This window comes from Hydrogenophaga sp. (assembly GCF_018780075.1).
In the GTDB taxonomy this organism is placed as follows: domain Bacteria; phylum Pseudomonadota; class Gammaproteobacteria; order Burkholderiales; family Burkholderiaceae_C; genus Hydrogenophaga.
On sequence record NZ_JADMKB010000101.1, the window covers coordinates 90572 to 112552 of the forward strand.

The 21981-nt window shown below is 67.2% G+C and carries 20 protein-coding genes; 15 read left to right on the top strand and 5 right to left on the bottom strand.

The features are described from left to right. Positions 1-139: 139 nt before the first annotated feature. A complete protein-coding gene (locus IV088_RS16825) occupies positions 140-1066 on the bottom strand; it encodes a DMT family transporter (protein ID WP_291104497.1) in 927 nt (308 codons plus the stop codon). 314 nt (positions 1067-1380) lie between these two features. On the opposite strand from IV088_RS16825, the gene IV088_RS16830 reads away from it, so the two are divergent. The 14 genes from IV088_RS16830 (at position 1381) to fdhA (ending at position 17994) form a co-directional block, all read left to right on the top strand. Then, positions 1381-2352, top strand: a complete 972-nt coding sequence (locus IV088_RS16830) for a dipeptidase (RefSeq protein ID WP_291104500.1) — start codon at positions 1381-1383, stop codon at positions 2350-2352. A 39-nt stretch (positions 2353-2391) separates the two neighbouring features. Further along, positions 2392-3462 carry a haloacid dehalogenase-like hydrolase gene (locus IV088_RS16835; protein ID WP_291104503.1) on the top strand — a complete coding sequence of 357 codons (1071 nt, stop codon included), beginning with the start codon at positions 2392-2394 and terminating at the stop codon, positions 3460-3462. A 134-nt stretch (positions 3463-3596) separates the two neighbouring features. Then, a complete protein-coding gene (locus IV088_RS16840; RefSeq protein WP_291104506.1) occupies positions 3597-4478 on the top strand; it encodes a glycine betaine ABC transporter substrate-binding protein in 882 nt (293 codons plus the stop codon). A gap of 136 nt (positions 4479-4614) precedes the next feature. Continuing rightward, positions 4615-5148 (top strand): DUF5943 domain-containing protein, encoded by a 534-nt coding sequence (locus IV088_RS16845; protein ID WP_291104508.1) that lies wholly within the window; start codon positions 4615-4617, stop codon positions 5146-5148. Between the two features lie 10 nt (positions 5149-5158). Further along, positions 5159-7219, top strand: a complete 2061-nt coding sequence (locus tag IV088_RS16850) for an NADH:flavin oxidoreductase (protein ID WP_291104510.1) — start codon at positions 5159-5161, stop codon at positions 7217-7219. Between the two features lie 144 nt (positions 7220-7363). Then, on the top strand, positions 7364-9250 hold the full coding sequence (locus IV088_RS16855; RefSeq protein WP_291104511.1) for a (Fe-S)-binding protein: 1887 nt from the start codon (positions 7364-7366) through the stop codon (positions 9248-9250). Then, positions 9247-10350, top strand: a complete 1104-nt coding sequence (locus tag IV088_RS16860; protein ID WP_291104512.1) for an electron transfer flavoprotein subunit alpha/FixB family protein — start codon at positions 9247-9249, stop codon at positions 10348-10350. Before IV088_RS16855 ends, IV088_RS16860 begins: the two co-directional genes overlap by 4 nt. Next, positions 10347-11108 (top strand): hypothetical protein, encoded by a 762-nt coding sequence (locus tag IV088_RS16865; RefSeq protein WP_291104514.1) that lies wholly within the window; start codon positions 10347-10349, stop codon positions 11106-11108. Before IV088_RS16860 ends, IV088_RS16865 begins: the two co-directional genes overlap by 4 nt. Before the next feature lie 12 nt (positions 11109-11120). Continuing rightward, complete coding sequence (locus IV088_RS16870) at positions 11121-12377, top strand: aromatic ring-hydroxylating dioxygenase subunit alpha (RefSeq protein WP_291104523.1); 1257 nt, start codon at positions 11121-11123, stop codon at positions 12375-12377. A gap of 36 nt (positions 12378-12413) precedes the next feature. After that, positions 12414-13505 (top strand): hybrid-cluster NAD(P)-dependent oxidoreductase, encoded by a 1092-nt coding sequence (locus IV088_RS16875; protein ID WP_291104525.1) that lies wholly within the window; start codon positions 12414-12416, stop codon positions 13503-13505. Positions 13506-13694: 189 nt separating this feature from the next. Then, entirely contained in the window at positions 13695-14732 is a 1038-nt protein-coding gene (locus tag IV088_RS16880; protein WP_291104527.1) for a glycine betaine/L-proline ABC transporter ATP-binding protein, read from the top strand. Next, positions 14725-15597, top strand: a complete 873-nt coding sequence (locus IV088_RS16885; protein WP_291104529.1) for a proline/glycine betaine ABC transporter permease — start codon at positions 14725-14727, stop codon at positions 15595-15597. Before IV088_RS16880 ends, IV088_RS16885 begins: the two co-directional genes overlap by 8 nt. 19 nt (positions 15598-15616) lie before the next feature. Beyond that, entirely contained in the window at positions 15617-16675 is a 1059-nt protein-coding gene (locus IV088_RS16890) for a GlxA family transcriptional regulator (protein WP_291104531.1), read from the top strand. 116 nt (positions 16676-16791) lie between these two features. Next, positions 16792-17994: a formaldehyde dehydrogenase, glutathione-independent gene (fdhA, locus tag IV088_RS16895; protein ID WP_291104533.1), complete on the top strand. Its 1203-nt coding sequence runs from the start codon at positions 16792-16794 to the stop codon at positions 17992-17994. 94 nt (positions 17995-18088) lie between these two features. Here fdhA and IV088_RS16900 read toward each other — a convergent pair whose 3' ends face one another. Further along, complete coding sequence (locus IV088_RS16900) at positions 18089-18559, bottom strand: MarR family transcriptional regulator (protein ID WP_291104535.1); 471 nt, start codon at positions 18557-18559, stop codon at positions 18089-18091. Positions 18560-18593: 34 nt separating this feature from the next. On the opposite strand from IV088_RS16900, the gene IV088_RS16905 reads away from it, so the two are divergent. Further along, positions 18594-19331, top strand: coding sequence for a siderophore-interacting protein (locus IV088_RS16905; RefSeq protein ID WP_291104537.1), 738 nt, complete (start codon positions 18594-18596; stop codon positions 19329-19331). A gap of 23 nt (positions 19332-19354) precedes the next feature. Here IV088_RS16905 and IV088_RS16910 read toward each other — a convergent pair whose 3' ends face one another. The 3 genes from IV088_RS16910 to IV088_RS16920 all read right to left on the bottom strand — a co-directional run bounded on the left by IV088_RS16910 (position 19355) and on the right by IV088_RS16920 (position 21962). Next, complete coding sequence (locus tag IV088_RS16910) at positions 19355-19969, bottom strand: hypothetical protein (RefSeq protein WP_367171595.1); 615 nt, start codon at positions 19967-19969, stop codon at positions 19355-19357. Between the two features lie 137 nt (positions 19970-20106). Then, complete coding sequence (locus IV088_RS16915; RefSeq protein ID WP_291104540.1) at positions 20107-21135, bottom strand: mammalian cell entry protein; 1029 nt, start codon at positions 21133-21135, stop codon at positions 20107-20109. Positions 21136-21155: 20 nt separating this feature from the next. Then, positions 21156-21962, bottom strand: a complete 807-nt coding sequence (locus tag IV088_RS16920; protein WP_291104542.1) for an ABC transporter permease — start codon at positions 21960-21962, stop codon at positions 21156-21158. Between the last annotated feature and the right edge of the window lie 19 nt (positions 21963-21981).

The following is a 21981-nucleotide window of genomic DNA, read 5'->3' on the forward strand; positions in this document are numbered from 1 at the left end:
ACCCCCGTCAAGGGGTGCGCGGGTAGCGCCCGCCGCCACCATCAACGGCTTTGGAACGCCAGTGCATGGTGCGGCGCATCGGGGCCCGGCGATTCGCTGAACACGCCAGTTTCTGGCCTGATTCCGACACGCAACCGGCTCACAGCGGCGCGCTGGCCGCCGCGCGCGATGGCGCCACCGGGCGTGAGGCCAGGAAGACGCCGGGCAAGAGCAGCGCCGCGCCCCAGAAGTGGTACCAGCCCAGGGATTCCCCAAGCAGCCACCAGGCTGCCAGGGCGCCGTAGAGCGGCCCCAGGTACAGGGTGGCGGCCACCTTGCTGGCGCCCAGGATCTGCTGCGACCATCCGTACAGACCAAAGGCCATCAGACCGGGAACCAGGGCCGCGACCAGCCCCATCAGGAGCGCATCGGCGCCTATCGCCGGGGTCGATGGCTGAGACATCTCCCAGGCCGCGCCCGCGGCCAGCAAAGGCAGGGCGCCCCAGGCAGCGGCCGCAAGCCGGGCGGCGGCGCCCAACGGACTGGGCCAGGCCTCCAGCAGGAGCGCGTAGAGCGCCCAGCAGACCACGCTGGTCAGAATCCAGAGATCACCTTCGACAAACCGGAAGTCGGCGAGGCCCAACCAGTGGCCCTGCACGATGACATGCAACACGCCGGCCAATGCCAGTGCCAGACCCGCCCACTGCAGGCCACCCATGCGTTCGCGCAGCCACGCGGCCGAGCTCACGGCGATGAGCGCCGGTGCGGCGGAGTAGATCAGGGCGATGTTGGTGGCGCTGGTCGTCCGACCGCCGATGTACACCCAAGCCCCGCAGGCCACCATGCCCAGAAAGCCCAGTACCAGGTACCGGTACCAGTGCCGGGCCAGGTGGCGCCACTCCCGCCGCAGCTCGTCGCGCACCAGCCAGCTCAGCAACATGCCCGCCAATCCCCAGCGCATGAAACCCAGCGTGTAGGGTCCGACAACCCCCGGCGCCACGCGGGCCAGCAGGTTGTTGACCGTCCACAGGAGCGGGATCAGCCAGATGGACCACATGGCGAGCCGGGTGTTTGCGTTTGACCGCATGGAAAGTGCTTTCAGGAAAAAAAAGGGGTGTGAGAGGTGAGCGGCGGACAAAAGCAACCCGAATTGTCTCAGCAGCGTCCAGCGCCCCTGCGCCGATGCCACGGCCCCCGGGGCCTGTCGGCCTCCACCTCGGCAGAAAGAAGCGCTTGAAACCTGCGGCCGGCACCCGTCGGCCGCCATGTCGTTTATGAGCAAGTGCGCGTCTGTCATGCACAAGCTGGCCGGGGACCGCGCCACAACAATGAACGCACTCGACAGCACCCCTAACAGAAAACCAAGTCCCTTTCGCGTAAACCCTTACCCACACCCAAGCCATGAGCAACTTGCACCAGGACGCCATCGTCATCGACGGTCTGATCATCTCGAAGTGGAGCCGCTCGGTCTTCGAGGACATGAAAAAGGGCGGCCTGACCGCCGCCAACTGCACCGTCTCGGTGTGGGACGACTTCAAGAGCACGGTGCACAACATCGCCGAGATGAAGAAGTCCATCCGCGAGAACAGCGACCTGCTGTCCCTGGTGCGCAGCACGGCCGACATCGAACGGGCCAAGAAGGACGGCAAGACCGGAATCATCCTCGGGTTCCAGAACGCGCACGCCTTCGAAGACCATCTGGGTCACGTCGAAGCCTTCGCGGACATGGGCGTTCGCGTGGTCCAGCTTTGCTACAACACGCAGAACCTGATCGGCACTGGCTGCTACGAGCGTGACGGCGGCCTGTCGGGCTACGGGCGCGAGGTGATCGGCGAGATGAACCGCGTCGGGATCATGGTGGACCTGTCCCATGTGGGCGCCAAGACCTCGGAAGAAGCCATCCTCGAATCGAAGAAGCCGGTCACCTACAGCCACTGCCTGCCCGCAGGCCTGAAGGAACACCCGCGCAACAAGAGCGACGAACAGCTCAGGTTCATCGCCGACCGTGGCGGCTTCATCGGCGTGACCATGTTCCCGCCTTTCCTCAGGCGCGGCATCGAGTCCACCGTGGACGACTACGTCGAGGCGCTCGACTACGTGATCAACCTGGTGGGCGAAGACTGCGTGGGCGTCGGTACCGACCACACGCAAGGCTACGGACAGGATTTCTTCGACCACATCACCCACGACAAAGGGCGGGGTCGCCGCCTGACGAATTTCGGCACCGTGCAGAACCCGCTGGGCATTCGCACCATCGGTGAAATGCCCAACCTGACGGCCGCGATGGAGCAGGCGGGCTGGTCGACTGACCGCATCACCAAGGTGATGGGGCAGAACTGGCTGCGTGTGTTTGGTGAAGTCTGGGGCGCCTGATCCGCACTGTTTGTCATTGAGTCCAAAAGGAGTACTGCAATGTTGAAGAGGACGAATCTGGCCAAATGGTTGGCTGCTTGGGCGATGAGCCTGGCACTGGTGGTTTCAGCGCAGGCCGAGACTGCATTAAAGCATTGGCCACCCGAAGCGGCTGCGCAGCTGGAGGCATTGATCCAGGCCAACGCTCACAAAGGCGCGTTTGCCGTGTTCGACGCCGACAACACCAGCTACAACAATGATCTTGAAGAATCCTTGCTGCCCTTTCTGGAAATGAAGGGCATTTTGAGCCGCGACAAACTCGACCCCGCTCTGAAGCTGATTCCGTTCAAGGACATTGAAGGCCACAAGGAGAGCCTCAACAGCTACTACTACCGCCTCTGCGATATCGACGACCAGGTCTGTTACCCCTGGGTGGCCCAGGTATTTTCGGGCTACACCCTGCGCGAACTCAAGGGTTGGCTCGATGAAATGCTGGCTGCAGGCAAACCGATTCCGGCCACGTATTACGAGGGCACGACGGTCAAGACCATTGCGGTCAAGCCGCCGAAGTTCTACACCGGCATGCAGGAACTCTACAACCGGTTGATGGAAAACGGCATTGAGGTGTACGTGATGAGTGCGGCCAGCGAGGAGTTGGTGCGCATGGTTGTATCCGACCCCAAGCATGGCTACAACGCCAAGCCGCAAAACGTCATCGGTGTCGGCTTGTTGCTCAAAGACCGCAAGACCGGCGAAGTCACCAATGCGCGCAAGCTCATTGCCGAGAAAAAGTACACCCAGACCGCCTTGCTGGACCATGAACTGACATCCTATCTATGGGCCCCGATGACCTGGTTTGAGGGCAAGCAGGCTGCCATTTACACCTACATCGACGAATGGAAAAAGCCCATTCTGGTGGCGGGTGACACCCCCGTCAGTGACGGCCCGATGCTGTTTCGCGGCACCGATGTAGAGCGTGGCGGTCTGCGCGTGTGGGTAAACCGCAAAGACAAGTACCTGGTGCAGATCCAGGCCATGCAGAAAAAACACGCCGAAGCCCAGAAAGCCCAAGGCCTTCCTGTGACGGCCGACCGCAACTGGATCGTGGTGAAGCCAGACCAAATTCAGTAAGCCTGTGGTAGCCCCATCACCCAGGTGATGGGGCGGAACTGGCTCCGTGTTTTCCGTGAGGTCTGGGGCGCCTGATATGCGCTACCCGACATCGATCTTCTTGCTCTTTTCTTTCACCCAGGAGTACCCTTGCCATGACCCGCACGCACACGCTTTCTACCCGCCAACGTCGCCAGTTCCTGGCACAAACCTTGGGGCTGTCCGCGCTGGCGGTCTCCAGCCCGCTCACCTTCGCCCAGGCCAAGCCCACGATCAAGATCGGTTTTGTGGACGGCTGGTCCGACAGCGTGGCGACCACGCACCTGGCCGCGACCATCATCCGCAGCAAGCTGGGTTATCCGGTGGAGCTGGTGCCGCTGGCCGCCGGCATCATGTGGCAGGGCGTGGCGCGCGGTGACCTGGACATGACCCTCTCGGCCTGGCTGCCGGTCACCCACGAAGCCTACCTGACCAACTTCAAGGACAAGGTGCAGATCATCGGCGCCAACTACCCGGGCGCCAAGATCGGCCTGATCGTGCCCGACTACGTCAAGGCCACCAGCCTGGCGGATCTGAACAACTTCCGCGCCGACTTCGACAACCGCATCGTCGGCATCGACGCCGGCGCCGGCGTGATGAAGAAGACCGAAGAGGCCATCAAGGCCTATGGTCTGGAGATGCGCCTGCTGCCGAGCTCGGGCCCCGCCATGGCGGCCGAACTGGACCGCGCCTACCGCGCCAACAAGGCCATCGCCGTCACCGGCTGGATCCCGCACTGGATGTTCGCGAAGTACAAGCTGCGCTTCCTGGCCGATCCCAAGAACATCTACGGCGCCGAAGAACACGTGGACAGCGTGATCAACCCCGGCCTGAACGCCAAGGCCCCGTCGGTCGTGGCCTTCCTGAAGAAATTTTCCTGGAAGCCCGAAGAAATCGGCGCGGTGATGCTGGCCGTCGAAGGCGGCAGCAAGCCCGCTGCGGCCGCCGAGAAATGGATGGCCGACAACGCGGCGCGCGTCGCGGGCTGGACCTCCTGAGGCACCGGCGGCCCGACCGGGCCTGACACCTGGCGTGGCGAGCCACACCCCCGCCCCCTGCATGCCTGAGCTGTTCCGGGCAGGGGGCGTGCTACCCGCCACACGCACCGACCGAGCAACGACAAAGTACCCCACGATGAATCCCCAACTCCCCATCGACGTCGACGCACAGACCGGCATCTGGACCACCGACGGTCTGCCGATGATCTATGTGCCCCGGCATTTCTTCGTCAACAACCACGTGGAGACCGAGGCTGTGGTGGGACGCGAGGTCTACGCCCCCGCGCTCTACAAGGCCGGCCACCGCTCGGCCTATTTCTGGTGCCAGAAAGAAGCCGCCACCCACGGCCTGACCGGCATGGCCGTGTACGAGCACTACCTCAAGCGGCTGTCGCAACGCGGCTGGGGCCTGTTCTCCTTCATCGAGTCCGATGCCACCACGGGCCACGCCCGCATCCGGCTGGAGCACTCGGTGTTCGTGCTGGCGCAGGGCATCGCCGGCGTGCCGGTGGACCACAGCAAGGTCTGCTACCTGTTCGCCGGCTGGTTCTCGGGCGCGATGGACTGGGTGCTGGAGACCAGCGGCTCGGCGGTGCGCACCACCAGCGCGGAAACGCAATGTGCGGCGGAAGGCCACGGGCACTGCGAATTCACCGTCAGCCCCCTCTGAGAGAGCCACCATGCGTTACCCGCACCTGTTTGAACCGCTGCGCCTGAACCAGGTGCTGCTGCGCAACCGCATCGTGAGCACGGCCCACGCCGAGGTGTACGCCGAAGGCGGCCACCCGACCGAGCGCTACATCCGCTACTACGAAGAGAAGGCCAAGGGCGGCGTGGGCCTGGCCATCTGCGGCGGCTCCAGCCCGGTCTCGCGCGACAGCCCCTGGTCGTGGTGGAGCTCGGTCAACCTGGCCACCAACTCGGTGATCGAGCCCCTGGCCAACCTGGCCGAGACCATGCACAAGCACGGCGCCAAGCTGATGATCCAGGCGACCCACATGGGCCGGCGCAACGCCTGGCACGGCTTCGACTGGCCGCACCTGGTCAGCCCTTCGGGCATCCGCGAGCCGGTGCACCGCGGCAACGCCAAGATGATCGAGATCGAGGAAATCCGCCGCATCGTGGCCGACTACGGCCGCGCGGCCCGTCGCGTGAAAGACGCGGGCCTGGACGGCATCGAGATCTCCGCCGCGCACCAGCAGCTGATCGACCAGTTCTGGAGCCCGCGCGTGAACCACCGCACCGACGAGTACGGCGGCAGCCTGGAGAACCGCCTGCGCTTCGGCATGGAGGTGCTGCAGGCCGTGCGCGAACAGGTGGGGGCCGACTTCTGCGTCGGCATGCGCATGTGCGGCGACGAATTCCACGAAGACGGCATCAGCCACGAGATGGCCAAGGAGATCGCGCAGGCCATGTCCGAGAGCGGCCTGATTGACTTCCTGAGCGTGGTCGGCTCGGGCGCCGACACCCACAACACCCTGGCCAACTGCATGCCGCCCATGGCGCTGCCACCCGAGCCCTTCGTGCACCTGGCCGCCGGCATCAAGTCGGTGTCCAAGGTCCCGGTCATGCACGCCCAGAGCATCCGCGACGCCTCGCAGGCCGAACGCATCCTGGCCACCGGCATGGTGGACCTGGTGGGCATGACGCGCGCGCAGATTGCCGACCCGCACATGGTCATCAAGATCCGCGACGGCCGCGAAGACCAGATCAAGCAGTGCGTCGGTGCCAACTACTGCATCGACCGCCAGTACAACGGCCTGGACGTGCTGTGCGTGCAGAACGCCGCCACCAGCCGCGAACAGACCATGCCCCACGTGATCGAGAAGACCACGGGCGTGCGCCGCAAGGTGGTGGTGGTCGGCGCCGGCCCGGCCGGGCTGGAAGCGGCCCGCGTGGCCCGGGAACGTGGCCACGACGTCGTGCTGTTCGAGAAGAACAGCGCCGTGGGCGGGCAGGTCAACCTCGCCGCCAAACCGCCCAAGCGCGAACAGATGGCCGGCATCATCCGCTGGTTCGACATGGAGACCCAGCGCCTGGGCGTGGACCGCCGCCTGGGCGTGGCGGCCACGGCCGAGATGATCCGCGCCGAACAGCCGGACATCGTGGTGCTGGCCACCGGCGGCACGCCGCACACCGGCCAGGTGCCCGCCTGGGGCGCGGCCGACGGCCTGAGCGTCAGCGGCTGGGACATCCTCTCGGGCGCGGTCGCACCGGCCGAGAACGTGCTGGTCTACGACAGCATCAGCACGCATGCGGGCACCGGCGTGGCCGATTTCATCGCGTCCCGCGGCAAGCTGGTGGAGATCGTGACGCCCGACGTGAAGGTGGCCGACGACACGGGGGGCACCACCTTCCCGGTCTTCTACCGCCAGCTGTACGCCAACGGCGTGATCCAGACCCCCAACTTCTGGCTGGAGCGCGTGTACCGCGAGGGCGACAAGCTGATCGCGGTGCTGAAGAACGAGTACACCGAGGCGCTGGAGGAGCGCGCGGTCGATCAGGTGGTGATCGAGAACGGCATCCTGCCCAACGAGGGTCTCTACCACCAGCTCAAGCCCCTGTCGCTGAACAAAGGGCAGACCGACATCGACGCCCTGTACGACGCGCTGCCGCAACCCGGCCTGAGCCTCCAGACCGACGGCGATCACTTCCTGCTCTACCGCGTCGGCGACTGCGTGTCGATGCACAACATCCACGCCGCGATCTACGACTCGCTGCGCCTCTGTAAGGACTTTTGAACATGAAGCACCCCCTGCGCCGCTTCGCGTCTCCCCCCTCCAGGGGGGCGGCACTGGCCGTCCGGCAAAGCCGGCCCGGCGGTGCCCTTGGGCTGGACCTCGTCATGCGTGGCGGCTCGCACGCCGGCGCTGTGGAGGTCTGAGATGCTGCTGCAGCACCTTGTGAGCGCTGTGTTCTGGCTCGCCGTTCTGGGCCTGCTCATCGGCCTGGCCCGGCGCGCCGCGCTCTGGCGCGGTGGCCGCGCCGCCGCGGTGGACTTCGGTGGCCTGCTGCAGATCCCCCGGCGCTACTTCGTGGACCTGCACGATGTGGTGGCGCGCGAGCCCTTCGTGGCGCGGGCGCACGTCGGCGTCGCCGGAGGCACGCTGCTGGCCCTGTTCATCGTGGCGCTGAACTACGGCCTCGGCCTTTACTGGCGCAGCCTGGACGTGGTGCTGCTCATCGCTGGCCTGCTGGCCATCGTGGGCGCCGGTGCGATGGCCTGGCGCCGCCGCGCGGCACCCGCACGCCTGTCGCAAGGGCCCTGGAAACGACTGCCCTATTCCCTGCTGGCGTTCGCCGCGGCCGCGACCCTGGTCGGTGTGGTGGCCCTCACCGGCACCGCCCTCGCCCCCTGGCTGGCGGGTCTGATCAGCCTGGCCTTCGCCGCGGGCGTGGCCGAGCTGGCCCTGGGCATCGGCCTGGGCGGCCCCATGAAGCACGCCGTCGCCGGCCTGCTGCACCTGGGCCTGCACCCCCGCCCCGAGCGGTTCGGCGACCAACGCTTCGCCACGGCCCTGAAACCGCTGAAGCTGACCGCCGAGGACATGGGCGTGGGCAAACCGGCCGACTTCGCCTGGAACAAGCTGCTGTCCTTCGACGCCTGCGTGCAGTGCGGCAAGTGCGAAGCGGCCTGCCCCGCGTTCGCCGCCGGCCAGCCCCTGAACCCCAAGAAGCTGATCCAGGACCTGGTGGTCGGCATGAGCGGCCGCACGGACGCCGCCTACGCCGGCAGTCCCTACCCCGGCCAGCCCGTGGGCCAGCACGGCGGCGCGCCCCATCTGCCCATCGTCAACGGCCTGATCAACGCCGACACGCTGTGGTCCTGCACCACCTGCCGGGCCTGTGTGCAGGAATGCCCGATGCTGATCGAGCACGTGGACGCCATCGTGGACATGCGCCGCCACATCACCCTGGTGCGGGGCGAGGTGCCGAACAAGGGCATGGAAGCGCTGGAGCAGCTGCGCGAGACCGACACCGTGGGCGGCTTCCCGCTGAGCGCGCGCCACCACTGGGCGGCCGACCTGAATGTGCCGGTGCTGAACCCCGGCGAACAGACCGACTGGCTGGTGCTGGTGGGCGAAGGCGGCTTCGACATGCGCTACCAGCGCACCTTGCGGGCCTTCATCAAGACACTGCAAAAGGCCGGCCTGAAGTTCGCGCTGCTCGGTGCGGCGGAGACCGACTGCGGCGACCTGGCACGCCGGCTGGGCGACGAGGCGGGCTTCCAGCGGCTGTCCCTGCAGCTGATCGCCACCCTGAAGGCACGCAGCTTCCAGCACATCGTCACACCCGACCCGCACACCTTCCATTCGCTGCGGAACGAGTACCCCGCCATGGGGGGCCGCTACGACGTCTGGCACCACACCCAACTGCTGGCCGACCTGCTGGCCAAGGGCACCATCACGCCCACCAAGGCGCCCGGCCAGGACGTGGTGACCTACCACGACCCGTGTTACCTCGGCCGCTACGGCCGCGAAGTGGATGCCCCGCGCCAGTTGCTCAAGGGCATCGGCATCAAGGTCGTCGAGATGGAGCGCCACGCCGAGCACGGCCGCTGTTGCGGCGGCGGTGGCGGCGCGCCGTTCACCGACATTCCCGGCGAAACGCGCATCCCCGACATCCGCATCGCCGACGCCCGGCGGACCGGCGCCACCGTGGTGGCCGTCGCCTGCCCCAACTGCACCGCCATGCTCGAAGGCGTGGTCGGCCCGCGCCCCGAGGTGCTGGATGTCGCCGAGCTGGTGGCTCGTGCACTGGAGGTGGCATGAACCATTCACCCACCGCCCTGCGCCGCGTCGATCCGCGCCGCCCGGCCATCATCACGCCGCAAGGCCTGCGCCGCATTGTCCTGGGCAGCAGCGAGGGCGAACGCCTCGCCTCCAACGCCGCGCACGCGCCGCTGACCAAGCCGGTTCGCAGCGCCGGCCCCTTCAGCGAGATCACCCTGGTGGTGACCCACCCGGACCGGGGTGCGCTGAGCGACCAGGCCCGTCAGGTGATCGCGGCGGCGGCCATCCTCGCGGCCCCCCACACCGAAGTGGTGCTGGCGGTGCTGGGCCCTTGCCACGACGACGTCGCGGCCCTGGGCGTGGACCGGGTCCTGGTAGCCGACGGTGCGGATGGCAACGCCTACCTGAGCGCAGCCAGCGTGCAATGGCTGCAAGACCTGCGGCGACAGCTCTCGCCCACGCGCTGGCTGATGGCCGACAACGGGGCCGATGGTCAGCTCGGTCGCCGTTTCGCCACCCGCGCCGGCCTGCCGCTGGCCGCTGGCGTGGCCGAACTCACGGCCGACAACCTGCGCATTCCCGCCGGTGCGGGCCAGGACTGGCAACAGCCCCATGCACAGGTGATGCTGCTGGCCAAGGGCGTGGCCAGCCCCCAGCTGCCCTTCTTGGGGCTGGGCGTGCACGGCGAGGCCCCGCGCTGGCCGGCGGTGGCCGAAGCGGGCGTGGAAGACCTGGGTGTGCAGACCGGCGACCCGGCCACGATGGCGCTGGAAGAAGCAGACTTCATCCTGGCCGCGGGCAACGGGGTCACCGACCTGCCGTTGTTCCACGCGCTGGCCCAGGCACTGGGTGCTGCCGTGGGCGCGTCCCGTGTCGCGGTGGACGACGGGCGCTTTGCCCGGGCCCAGCAAGTCGGTGCCACGGGCAAGACGGTGACCGCTTCCGGCTACCTGGCCGTGGGCATCTCGGGTGCCGTGCAGCACCTGCAGGGCATCAAGGACTGCCGCCATGTGATCGCGGTCAACCTGGACACATCCGCCCCCATCACGCGGCGCGCGGACCTGACCGTGGTCGAGGACAGCCGCGCCCTGATGCAGGCCATGCTCGATCTGGTGCGGCAACACAAGGAGGCCCCATGAACGACATCACGGTCCTGGTCGCAGGCCGCCAACACCCCGTCAGTGGCCGGCCGGTGCGCAGCCGCGCGGACGCCGTGGCGGCCGCACTGGCCCTGAGCGTGTCGGACCAGGTCCGCCTGCTCTCGGCCGGGAACATGCCCGATGCCGTGGCGCGCGACTACCTCGCCCTCGGGGCATCGCACATCGAACTGCTGGAATGCGCTGCCGGCGCCGACCTCACCGCCACCCTGGCCGCACAGCTGCAGGACGTGGCCTGGGTGCTCACCGGCACCCGGCAGGGCACGGAACCCGGCGAAGACGTGCTGCCCTATGCCCTGGCCGCCGCGCTGCACCGCCCCGTCATCAGCGACGTGCTGTCCATCCGGCCCGAAGGCAAGGCCTGGATCGTGACCCAGGCCTTGCCCAAAGGCGCGCGGCGCCAGCTGCGCGTGCACCCGCCGGCGGTGCTGGCCGTGAGCGCGGCGGCCCCGCTGACGCTGCGCCATTCGATGGCCTGTGCGGTCGCCGGTCAGGTGCTGCGCCAGCCCGTCACCAACGCCAACGGCCCGGACGGTGCACCCGCACCGCGCGAGCTCGTTCAGGCCCACAAACGCCGCCTGCCGCTGGAAGCCCGCCGCCAGCAAAGTGGCCACGCCCGCATGCTGGGCGCCATCGAGTCGCCATCGACCAGCGGCACGGTGCTGAAAGCCGGCGATGCCCGAAACAAGGCGCAGGCGGTGCTCGACTACCTGCGTGCCCATTCTCTCGTTCACTTCTGAAGGGATCTCTCCATGACCAAAACCATCTCTGCTCAGACGCTGCTCACCCGCGAGCTGCTGGAGCGCCGCCGCCCCGGCTACAGCCTGGAAGCGCCTTTCTACCTGAGCGAAACGGTCCTGCAGGCCGACATGGAACACATCTTCGGCAAGCACTGGATTTTTGTGGCCGTCGAGCCGCAGATCCCGGAGCCGGGCGACTACATCGCCGTGGAGTTCAGCAACAAGTCCATCCTGATCGTGCGCGACGACGACATGGGTGTGCGCGCCTTCCACAACGTCTGCCGTCACCGTGGTTCCCGGCTGTGCGAAAGCCACCAGGGCCAGCTGGGCAACATCGTCTGCCCCTACCACCAGTGGACCTACGACCTGAGCGGCAAGCTGATCCACGCCAAGCACATGGGCGCAGACTTCGACCCGTCGGAGATGAGCCTCAAGACGGTGCACGTGCGCACGCTCTCCGGCCTGATCTTCATCTGCCTGGCCGACGAGCCGCCGGCGGACTTCGATCAGATGGCCGCCGAGATGACGCCCTACCTGGCACCGCACCGCCTGGACCAGTGCAAGGTGGCCGCGCAGGTGGACATCATCGAAGACTGCAACTGGAAGCTCACCATGGAGAACAACCGGGAGTGCTACCACTGCGTGGCCAACCACCCCGAACTGACCATCTCCCTCTACGAGTTCGGCTTCGGGTACAAGCCGGACGAACAGAATGCCGCCGAGCAGCAGCGTTTCATCGACATCACCAACGCCGCCCGCGAACGCTGGGAAGGCATGGGTCTGCCGTCCGCCGAGATCGAACGGCTGGACGACCGGATCACCGGTTACCGCACACAGCGCTTGCCACTGGACCGCACGGGCCACTCCCAGACCCTGAACACCGAGGTGGCGTCCAGGAAGCTGCTCGCCGACTTCACCGACCCGGCCTTGGGCGGCCTGTCCTTCTGGACCCAGCCCAACTCCTGGCACCACTTCATGAGCGACCACGTCGTCAGTTTCACCGTGCTGCCCATCTCGGCCGGCAAGACCCTGGTGCGCACCACCTGGTGCGTGCACAAGGACGCGGTGGAGGGCGTGGACTACACGGTCGAGAACCTCACCGCGGTCTGGAACGCCACCAACGCCCAGGACCGCCGCCTGGTCGAGGAGTCGCAAATCGGCATCGCCACCGGCGCCTACGAACCCGGCCCCTACTCGCCCTACACCGAAGGCCTGGTCGAGAAGTTCTGCAACTGGTACGTCAACCGCCTGAACGCACACACCCGGTAACGCCCCCACGACACATCCAGCGCCGGACACACGACCATGGCCACCTCTTTGCACACACCCGACCTCGCCGCGCCGCCCTCGGCGGTGTGGAACGCCGACCGGGATGAGTTCCTGCAATGCGTACAGGTTCGCCAGGAAACCCACGACGTCAGGACCTTCGTCCTCGCAGCGGAAGGGCCCCGGAGCTTTCGCTACCTGCCAGGGCAGTTCATCACGCTGGAACTGGACATCGGCGGACGCAAGATCAACCGCTGCTACACGCTGTCGAGCACCCCCACCCGCCCCGACCTGGTGAGCATCACCGTCAAGCGCGTGCCCGGTGGCCCGGTGTCCAACTGGCTGCACGACCACCTGCGCGCCGGCATGCGCCTGAGCGCCATCGGACCGGCGGGCGATTTCAGCTGTTTCCACCACGCGCCAGCGCAGCGCTACCTGTTCCTCTCGGGGGGCAGCGGCATCACACCGCTGATGTCGATGACACGCGCGCTGCACGACCTGGGCAGCAGCGCCGACATCGTGTTCACCCATTGCGCCCGCTCACCGGCCGACCTGCTCTTTCCCGAAGAGCTCACGCTGATGGCGCGCAACATGCCGCAGCTGCGGCTGGCCATGGTGTGCGAGCAGCACACCATGGCCAGCGCGTACGCCGGGCACCTGGGGCGCATGGACGCGGCGCGCCTGGCGCACATCGCGCCCGACTTCCTGCAGCGCGACATCTACACCTGCGGACCGGCGCCGTTCATGGCCGCCATCCGACAGTTGCTGTCGGTCGCCGGGTACGACATGGCGCGCTACCGGGAAGAGAGCTTCTCGTTTGCTGCGCCACCGTTGCCCGAACCGGCGGCGCCAGCCGATGGTGCTTCGGCCGTGCACAGCATCGTGCTGCAGACCAGTGGCCAGACCTTCTCGTGCCGCAGCGACCAGACGCTTCTGCAAGCGGCGCAGGCGGCGGGCCTGCGCCTGCCCTCCTCCTGCAGCAACGGTGTGTGCGGCACCTGCAAGACGCGCAAGAAATCCGGCGAGGTCGAAATGAAACACAACGGCGGCATCCGCCCGAGGGAGGTCGATCAGGGCTGGATCCTGCCCTGCTGCAGCAAACCGCTCAGCGATGTCGCACTGGAACGGTGAGTGCGGAACAGGCACGCACCGCTTCAGCCACCTCGAACCGCCATGACACCGCCAAGTCCGTGCATCGATGCATCACTGGGGCTTGCCCCATGGCAAAAACCGCCGGCTTGACAGAGGATCGAGGTCATGTCGATGGCACGCAGCTTGCTCACAAAAACAGTAACGACAGAAGACAACCAGAGGCCCACGATGCAAAGACCCAAAGTAAGTGTTCGAAGTCTGTACAAGATCTTCGGCAACAACATTTCAGAAGCGCAGAAGCTGCTGGCCCAGGGGCTCAGCAAAGACGAGGTTTTTTCCCGAACCGGCCATGTGGTCGGGGTGAACAACGTCAGCTTTGATGTGGCGGCCGGCGACATCTACGTGCTGATGGGGCTCTCGGGCAGTGGCAAGTCCACCCTGATCCGGCTCATCAACCGCCTGGTCGAACCCTCGTCGGGATCGATCAACATCGACGGTGAAGACATCGCGGCGCTGCCGCAGCACGAGCTGGTCAAGTGGCGCCGCCGCCGGGTGGCGATGGTGTTCCAGTCGTTCGCGCTGATGCCGCACCGCAGCGTGCTGGACAACGCGGCCTTCGGTCTGGAGATGGCGGGCATCGACCGCAAGGCCCGCGAATCGCGCGCCATGGACGTGCTGGAACAGGTGGGCCTGAAGACCTACGCCGCCAAGTACCCCTCGCAACTCTCGGGTGGCATGCAGCAGCGGGTGGGGCTGGCCCGGGCGCTGGCCGTCGATCCGCAGATCCTGCTGATGGACGAGGCCTTCTCCGCCCTCGATCCGCTCAAGCGCGTCGAGATGCAGTCCCTGATGCTGGACCTGCAGCGCGAGCACCGGCGCACCGTCATTTTCGTGTCGCACGACCTCGAGGAGGCGCTGCGCATCGGCAGCCGCATCGGCATCATGGAAGGCGGCAACCTGGTGCAGGAAGGCACGGCCCACGAAATCATCACCCGGCCGGCCAACGACTACGTGCGCCGGTTCTTCAAGGGCGTGGACACCTCGCGCTACCTGACGGCCGGGGACCTGCTGGACGCCTCGTTGCAGGGCCAGATGTTCAGCGGCGGCCACCGCATCTCCGCCCAGACCCCCCTGCCGGAAGCCATGAAGATCGTGCTGGGCATCGAGCAACCGGTGGGCGTCTTCGACGAGGCCAACCGCTTGCTGGGGTCCATCTCCGCCCGCAGTCTGCTCCAGAAAATCGAACAAGAGGCCCGCCATGTCTGATCTGCTTTCACAGGTAACCCAGGCCTCCGAAAACATGTTGCCCCTCGGGCGCTGGGTCAACGCCGGGGTGCAGCTGTTGCTGGAACATGGCGCCGCCGTGTTCAACGGCATCGGCCTGGTGGTTGAACAGTTCGCCCAGTGGGTCGAAACCGCGATGCTGTCCATCCCGTTCTGGCTGGTGATTCTGGTGGCGGTGGGGGTGAGCGTCCGCAGGGTGAGCTGGCGGTTCGGCACGTTCGTGGCGCTGGCGCTGGCGCTGATCGTCGTGACCGGGTTCTGGCTGCAGACCATGGTCACCCTGGCGCTGACGCTCTCGGCGACGTTCATCAGCCTGTTCTACGGCATCCCGCTGGGCATCTGGTGTTCGCGCGCGCCCCGCGTGAACGCGGTCATCCGGCCGATGCTCGATTTCATGCAGACCATGCCGGCCTTCGTCTACCTGATCCCGGCGGCGATGCTGTTCGGTCTCGGTCGCGTGCCTGGCATCCTGGCCACGGTGATCTTCGCCATGCCGCCGGTGGTGCGCCTGACCAGCCTGGGCATCCGGCAGGTGAGTGCCGAGCAGGTGGAGGCCGGCAATGCCTTTGGATGCACGTCGACCCAGCTGCTGTTCAAGGTGCAGTTGCCCATCGCCCTGCCCACCATCATGGCCGGCGTCAACCAGACCATCATGATGGCGCTCTCGATGGTGATCATTGCGTCGATGGTCGGCGCCGGCGGACTGGGCAACGACGTGCTCGCCAGCATCCAGCGACTGGACATCGGCCTGGGGTTCGAGAGCGGGCTGGCCGTGGTGCTGCTCGCCATCATCCTGGACCGCATCACCGAGAGCTTCGGCGCGGCCCGAGAGAACAAGCAGAACTGAGCCGCCAAGCGAGCGAACGATGACACACTTCACCGTCGATTCCTCCCTCACCCGCGAGGCGCCTGTCCAGGAAGGCTTCCATGTGGGCTTCGTCCTGCTCCACGACTTCTCGATGATCGCCTTTGCCAACGCGGTCGAGACGCTTCGCATGGCGAACTACATCAGCCGCCGCACGCTGTACCGGTGGACGGTCGTCCAGGCCGAGCCGTCGCAACCGGTCGCCAGCAATGGCTTGACCGTCTCGTCGAACGGCAGCGCCGAGGACCTGTCGTCCTGCAACCTCGTGCTGGTCTGTGGTGGCCTCAACATCCGCCAGGTCACCACCGATCCAGTGCGCCGGCTGCTGCGCCAGTGCGCCGCCCGGGGCGCCGCCATGGGCGCCCTGTGCACCGGGTCGTTTGCCCTGGCCAGCGCGGGATTGCTGGACAACCACCGCTGCGCCATCCACTGGGAAAACCTGGCGGCCATCAGCGAAGAGTTTCCCAAGGTGCGGTTCACGCCCGAGGTCTTCATCTTCGACCGCGACCGCATCACCTGTTCGGGTGGCACGGCACCTCTTCACATGGTGCTTCACCTGATCCGCGGACACCATGGGCCCAAGCTGGTGATGGCCGTGTCCGAACAGTTCATCGTGGAGCGGCTGCGCGCCAGCAGCGACCGCCAGCGCATCCCGCAGCCCGAATGCATCGGCCCCGGCTACCAGCACCTGACCGAGGCTGCCGAGATCATGGCCGCCAACATCGAAGAGCCACTGTCGCTGATCGAGCTGGCGGGCCTGGTCGGGCTGTCGTTGCGCCAGCTCGAACGCCTGTTCAACCGCTACTTCAGCATGAACCCGGCCCAGTACTACATGAACCTGCGGCTGCGCCGCGCCCAGGAATTGCTGACGCACAGCAGCCAGCCCATCATGCAGGTCACCGTGGCCTGCGGCTTCCAGTCGTCGTCGCACTTCTGCAAGGCCTACCGCAGCCTGTTCGGCCACGCCCCCAGCGACGAACGTCGCCAGCAGGCCGACAAGGCGAGTGCCGGCCGCACCATCGCGACGAAGAGCCCGCCCAGGCTGGTCCGGGTGGCCTGACCCGCAGGGGTCCCCTGCCGCCGCCACACAACTCGGCGTCGCATCGAGGCAAGTCGCTTCTCCTCAATCTGCAAAAGTGGCAGGGGGATTCCCCCCATCCAACAGAGGAGACAACCATGTCAGCCAACCGCGGTGTCGTGTACCTGGGCCAGGGCCACGTCGAGGTCCAGTCCATCCCTTTTCCCGAACTCCTGAACCCGATGGGGCGCACCGCCCAGCACGGGGTGATCCTGAAGGTGCTCACCACCAACATCTGCGGCTCTGACCAGCACATGGTGCGCGGCCGGACCACCGCCCCGGCCGGCCTGGTGCTGGGCCACGAAATCACGGGTGAGGTGCTCGAAGTCGGGCGCGATGTCGAGACGCTGCAGCGCGGCGACATCGTGTCGGTGCCGTTCAACGTGGCCTGCGGGCGCTGCCGCACCTGCAAGGAACAGCACACCGGCGTCTGCCTGAGCGTCAACCCGTCGCGCGCGGGCGGCGCCTATGGCTATGTCGACATGGGTGGCTGGATCGGCGGCCAGGCCGAATACGTGATGGTGCCCTACGCGGACTTCAACCTGCTGAAGTTCCCCGATCGCGAACAGGCGGTCGAGAAGATCCGCGACCTGACCTGCCTGTCCGACATCCTGCCCACGGGCTACCACGGCGCCGTGACGGCTGGTGTCGGCCCGGGCAGCACGGTGTACGTGGCCGGGGCAGGCCCCGTGGGTCTGGCGGCGGCCGCATCGGCGCGGCTGCTGGGCGCGGCCGTGGTCATCGTCGGCGACGTCAACCCGGCCCGCCTGGTGCACGCGCGCAAGGTCGGCTTCGAGACCGTGGACCTGTCGCAGGACGCCACGCTCGGTGAGCAGATCGCCCAGATCCTCGGCACCACCGAGGTGGACTGCGCGATCGACGCGGTGGGCTTCGAGGCGCGCGGCCACGGCCACGCCGGCTCGCAGGAAGAGGCCCCGGCCACCGTGCTCAACTCGCTGATGGAAGTGACGCGCGCGGCCGGCAAGATCGGCATCCCGGGTCTGTACGTCACGGAAGACCCGGGCGCGGTGGACAAGGCGGCCAAGAGCGGCTCGCTGAGCATCCGCCTGGGCCTGGGATGGGCCAAGTCGCACAGCTTCTTCACCGGCCAGACACCGGTCATGAAATACAACCGCGCGCTGATGCAGGCGATTCTGTGGGACCGGATCCACATCGCCGACGTGGTGGGCGTCGAGGTGATTGCCCTCAAGGACGCACCCAGGGGCTATGCGGCCTTCGACGCCGGTGCGCCGAAGAAGTTCGTCATCGACCCCCACGACCAACTGAAGCTGGCCGCCTGACCCACGAACTGACGTCGTCCGCGTCAGGCCGCCCACCGCCGTTGTCCGGCTGCGGTGGGTGTCGATGCCCTGGCGACGGATGGCATGGGGCTGCTCACCCGTGTTGCTGCAGGTTCTCCCTGACCCGCTGCAACAGCCCCATGAGCTGCTGGACCTCGCGTTCGCTCATGCCGCGCGTGGCCACCGACGCCAGCGCTTTCTGGCGCTGCTGCATGAGCTTGTGCAAAGCCTGTGCCTCTTTCGACAGCGACAGGCGCCACACGCGGCGGTCGGCTTCGTCGGGCACCGCCAGCAACAGGCCCTTGTCTTTCAGACCGCCAATGAGGCGGGCGACCTGGCCCCTGTCGCGCCCCGCGTGGGTGGCGAGGTCGCTCTGTGTGGCACCGGGATGGCGGGCAAAGTAGCCCAGCGCCTTGCCCTCCATCGGGCTCAGGTCCCGGGGCTGGTCCACCTCGCCGCGCAGCAGCTTTGAACGGAAAGCGTGCACCACCGCGTGCATGGCCTCCAGCACATCGCTGTCGGGCGAGATACCCACTTTGCTGACATTGTCATCAATTTTGGTCATGATTGATGACATTATCAATCAATTCACTCTATCCATGTCCATCACTTCCCCCGTCCGTCGCGTTGAGCGGGTCCGCCACGAACTTGTCCGGCGCGACGTCCAGGTCGCCCGCGTTGAAGCGGTCAGCCCCCAGTTCCTCGCGGTCACGTTCGCTGGCGCCTCGCTCGACGGCTTCACCTCGCTCTCGTTCGACGACCACCTCAAATTCATGTTTGAAGGTCCTTCAGGCGAGGTGCACCGGCGCGACTACACCCCCCGCCAATTCGATGCGGCGCGGCGCGAGCTGACCATCGAGTTCGCCCTCCACGCCGGAGGCCTGGCCAGCGACTGGGCCCGCCAGGCCCAGCCCGGCATGCCGGCCACGGTCGGCGGGCCACGCGGCTCCATGGTCATCCCCACCGACTTCGACTGGCACCTGCTGGTGGGCGACGCCACCGCCCTGCCCGCCATTCACCGCCGGCTGGAGGAGTTGCCCCCGGGCGCCCGCGTGCAGGTGATCGCCCACGCGCCCATGCCCGACGACCAGCGCGCCATGTCCACACGCGCTGATGCGCAGGTGCGCTGGGTGCCATCGGCCGACGATCTGGTGAGCGCTGTTCGCGAGCTGGACCTGCCCGCTGGCGAGGGCTTCGTCTGGTGCGCGGGCGAGGCCGCGGTGATGGCCCGCATGCGTGACGTGCTCGCCACCGACAAAGGCCACCCGCGAGAGGCCATGCGCGTGGCCGCCTACTGGAAGGTCGGTGCCGAAGGGCACCACGAAAACCTGGAGTGAGTGGCCGCTGAAGCCACGGCGCTTCAGCGCAGCATGAGTTCGATGCGCCGCTGCAGGCGCGCCGCCTCGTCCGCCGCACCCGCCGCCTGCGCACGCTGCTGCTGGACCTTGAGCCAGGCCAGCAAGGGACGGCGCCAGCCGCGCGCCGACGCGGTGTCCACCGCCGCCTGCACGGTCGTCGGCGTGGCCGCACCGCGTCTCAACAGCACACCGGCCGCCACCAGCCGCGCCAGCGGGTCTTCAATGACCGAGACATCGCTCTGACCAGCCGACACGAGGCCGCGGTGGGCCGGTGGCAGCAGGGCCGCGTCGGCCGCCTGCGCGTTGCCCGCCAGGTAACGCGCGTAGGCCTGTTCGGCCGGCGCCGCATCTGCGGCCAGCGCATCGAAACCGGTGCAGGCTTCCAGCTCCAGCGCCGCCACCCGCGTGGCGCAGCGCAGCAGCTCCAGCCGCGCCAGCAGGTCGGGCCGCGCGGTGCGCGCCACTTCGGCCCGCGCCCGCGCAAACTCCGCCACCTCGATCCGGCTGTCGCCACTGAGCCAGGCCTCGGTCGCCCGCTCCGAGCTGCCCTTGGCGTTCATCTGCCAGTCCGGCACGGGCGTGCTGGAACAGGCCGCCAGGGTCAGACCCAGCAACACAGGAAAACAACGCGCGACCAATGAAGAAGCGGCCCAATCGGAAACACCGTGGAACCGGCTTCGCCGGGCCACTGGTGTTGCCCCCTTGAGGGGGGATGCGGCTACGCGCAGCGAGCAAGCAACGGGGGTGTCTCTTGTCATGGAAGATTTATCTCCGAATCGCGCTTGAACGGCCACTTGCGGTTGAGGTCGTTGATCAGCGCCTCCACCTTGCGCAGGCTCGAGTCCACCTCGCCGCGCAGGCTGGCCAGGTCGGTCGTGGCCTCGCGGGTGTTGGCGGTGATGGCCTGCGCGTCGATCAGCAACTTGTCGACCTTCTGCAGGCTGCCGCGCGCCTCGGCCAGCATGCTGTTGAGCTGCTGCACGGTGGTGCGTGCGTCGGCCACCAGCCCGGTGTCGCCGCCCGTGCCGCCCGGGCCACTGCCCTGGCCAAACACCTGCTTGTCGGCGTTGGCCACCAGCGAGTCCAGCCGCTTGACCAGCCCGTCGGTGCGCGCGAGCACGGCGTTGGCGTTGCCCAGGGTGACCGTGAGCTGCTTCGCATCGTCGTCGTTGCCCATGAGCAGGCCCATCGCGCCCTGCGGCCCCTTGAGCCGCTCGGTGGCGATCTGCACGTTCGCCAGCGACTGCTGCAGCGGCGCGTCGGCCTTGGTCATGTTGTTGAGGTTGTCGAGCAGGTCACGCACCTGGGCCACCAGCTTGGGGATCTCGGCCGCCGCGTCGCCGCGCAAGACCTGCCGCACCGCCCCGTCCTCCAGCGGCGGGTCGGTCAGGATGCCGCTGTAGGCGCGGATCTTGGTGCCGCCGACCAGCGCCTTTTCCATGGTGAAGATGCTGGAACTGCGCAGCCACTTCGCGTCTTTGGTGGGCACGTCCACCAGGATGCGCACATTGCCGTCCTCGGCCAGTTCCAGCTGCGCCACCCTGCCGATGGCGAAACCGGCGAAGGTCATGTCCATGCCCGCCACCACGCCCTCGGAGTCGTCGGACATCAACACCAGCCGCTGCGTGCGCTCGAAGGCGCCGCGCGCGTACATCACGTACAGCGCCGAGCCCACCACCAGGATCAGCAGCAGGAGCAGCAACAGCGCGGCCTTGACCTCGAGGTTCTTCACCGGCGGCAAGGGGTCGAGAACGGGGCCGTTGGGTGGCGTGGGTGTGGGCATGGTCGGAACCGGAAGGTGAATCAATAGTAGTTGCCCATCAGGGACACCACCTCCAGCAGCAGGATCACCGAGAGCAGGCGCGCGAACTCGGTGATGTCGCTGCGGCGCGTGTAGCCGCCCTGGGCGTCGCGCTGGGCGCTGGCGGCCATGGGCACGAAGGCCACGGCGAGGCTGAAGAACACGGTCTTGAGGGCAAAGATCAGCGTGACCGCCGGCGAGAACACGCTGCCCACGCTGCGGTTGTAGTCGGCCAGTGCCCAGGGGGAAAAACCGTACACGTTCAGGTAGGTGAGGACCAGCGCGATGAAGCAGCTCAGCGCGGCCAGCAGCAGCACCGAAAACACGCCCGCCAGCGCGCGCGGCAGCATGTCCACCCTCAGCAGCAACTGGCGCGGCCGGCGGCCGCCACGGCGGTGCTCGTCGGCCAGCAGGCGGCGGATGCGCTGCGACTCGGGCATGGTGTAGCGCACCGCCACGAAGAGCGCCGCGTACAGCGGAATCAGCTCCAGCACCAGCGTGCGCACCAGCACCTCCAGGGCATATTGCGATAGGCCATAGCTCAGCGCCGTGGCCACCACGATGCGGATCAGCACCAGGCTGACCAGCGCCGAGAGCACCAGGAACCAGGTCAGCAGCGGCGCGCTGGCGCGGTAAAGGTGCGCGATGATCGCGTGGCGCTCCTCGGGTTCGTCGTAGCTCGACGGCGAGAGCGACAGCACCACGATCTCGGCGCCGATCAGCAGCACCTGCCACCAGGCACCCCAGGCGGACAACACTCCTCTGCCTGAGCGCAGCAGCGTGTCGTGCATCGAAGCAAGCAGGTTCATGCGGCGGATCATAGCGGCG

Excerpts from the sequence above, each read along its gene's own strand:
- IV088_RS16825 (WP_291104497.1), bottom strand. The coding sequence starts at position 1,066 with ATGCGGTCAAACGCAAACACCCGGCTCGCCATGTGGTCCATCTGGCTG.
- IV088_RS16830 (WP_291104500.1), top strand. The coding sequence starts at position 1,381 with ATGAGCAACTTGCACCAGGACGCCATCGTCATCGACGGTCTGATCATC.
- IV088_RS16835 (WP_291104503.1), top strand. The coding sequence starts at position 2,392 with ATGTTGAAGAGGACGAATCTGGCCAAATGGTTGGCTGCTTGGGCGATG.
- IV088_RS16840 (WP_291104506.1), top strand. The coding sequence starts at position 3,597 with ATGACCCGCACGCACACGCTTTCTACCCGCCAACGTCGCCAGTTCCTG.
- IV088_RS16845 (WP_291104508.1), top strand. The coding sequence starts at position 4,615 with ATGAATCCCCAACTCCCCATCGACGTCGACGCACAGACCGGCATCTGG.
- IV088_RS16850 (WP_291104510.1), top strand. The coding sequence starts at position 5,159 with ATGCGTTACCCGCACCTGTTTGAACCGCTGCGCCTGAACCAGGTGCTG.
- IV088_RS16855 (WP_291104511.1), top strand. The coding sequence starts at position 7,364 with ATGCTGCTGCAGCACCTTGTGAGCGCTGTGTTCTGGCTCGCCGTTCTG.
- IV088_RS16860 (WP_291104512.1), top strand. The coding sequence starts at position 9,247 with ATGAACCATTCACCCACCGCCCTGCGCCGCGTCGATCCGCGCCGCCCG.
- IV088_RS16865 (WP_291104514.1), top strand. The coding sequence starts at position 10,347 with ATGAACGACATCACGGTCCTGGTCGCAGGCCGCCAACACCCCGTCAGT.
- IV088_RS16870 (WP_291104523.1), top strand. The coding sequence starts at position 11,121 with ATGACCAAAACCATCTCTGCTCAGACGCTGCTCACCCGCGAGCTGCTG.
- IV088_RS16875 (WP_291104525.1), top strand. The coding sequence starts at position 12,414 with ATGGCCACCTCTTTGCACACACCCGACCTCGCCGCGCCGCCCTCGGCG.
- IV088_RS16880 (WP_291104527.1), top strand. The coding sequence starts at position 13,695 with ATGCAAAGACCCAAAGTAAGTGTTCGAAGTCTGTACAAGATCTTCGGC.
- IV088_RS16885 (WP_291104529.1), top strand. The coding sequence starts at position 14,725 with ATGTCTGATCTGCTTTCACAGGTAACCCAGGCCTCCGAAAACATGTTG.
- IV088_RS16890 (WP_291104531.1), top strand. The coding sequence starts at position 15,617 with ATGACACACTTCACCGTCGATTCCTCCCTCACCCGCGAGGCGCCTGTC.
- fdhA (WP_291104533.1), top strand. The coding sequence starts at position 16,792 with ATGTCAGCCAACCGCGGTGTCGTGTACCTGGGCCAGGGCCACGTCGAG.
- IV088_RS16900 (WP_291104535.1), bottom strand. The coding sequence starts at position 18,559 with ATGACCAAAATTGATGACAATGTCAGCAAAGTGGGTATCTCGCCCGAC.
- IV088_RS16905 (WP_291104537.1), top strand. The coding sequence starts at position 18,594 with ATGTCCATCACTTCCCCCGTCCGTCGCGTTGAGCGGGTCCGCCACGAA.
- IV088_RS16915 (WP_291104540.1), bottom strand. The coding sequence starts at position 21,135 with ATGCCCACACCCACGCCACCCAACGGCCCCGTTCTCGACCCCTTGCCG.
- IV088_RS16920 (WP_291104542.1), bottom strand. The coding sequence starts at position 21,962 with ATGAACCTGCTTGCTTCGATGCACGACACGCTGCTGCGCTCAGGCAGA.